1 protein-coding gene is annotated in these 400 nt (G+C 68.2%); it reads left to right on the top strand.

The features are described from left to right. A partial coding sequence (locus ACLD7X_RS19440; protein WP_411425321.1) for a putative Ig domain-containing protein occupies positions 1–400 on the top strand: 400 nt, incomplete at both ends.

Below are 400 nucleotides of genomic sequence, written 5' to 3'. Positions count from 1 at the left end.
CGTGGCCAACACCAATGACGCGCCAACGGTCAGCGTACCCCTCGCCGACCAGCAGGCGAGCGAGGACAGCGTCTTCAGTTGGACGCTGCCGGCCGATGCCTTCGCCGATGTGGATGCGGGGGATTCGTTCACCTACAGCGCCACCCTGGCCGATGGCTCGCCGCTGCCGGCCTGGCTGGGCTTCGACGCAACCACGCGCACCTTCTCGGGCACGCCGGGCAATGCCGATGTCGGCACCCTGTCGATCCGCGTCACCGCGACGGACGGGGACGGGGCGAGCGTCAGCGATACCTTTGACCTGGCGGTCACCAACACCAATGACGCGCCAACGGTCAGCGCAGCCCTCGCCGACCAGCAGGCGAATGAGGACAGCGCCTTCAGTTGGACGCTGCCGGCCGAT

The sequence above is a fragment of the Aphanothece microscopica RSMan92 genome, assembly GCF_046613545.2.
GTDB lineage: Bacteria > Cyanobacteriota > Cyanobacteriia > PCC-6307 > Cyanobiaceae > NIES-981.
The sequence above is the reverse complement of the archived record's forward strand: the minus strand, read 5'-3'. Positions and strand labels throughout refer to the sequence as shown.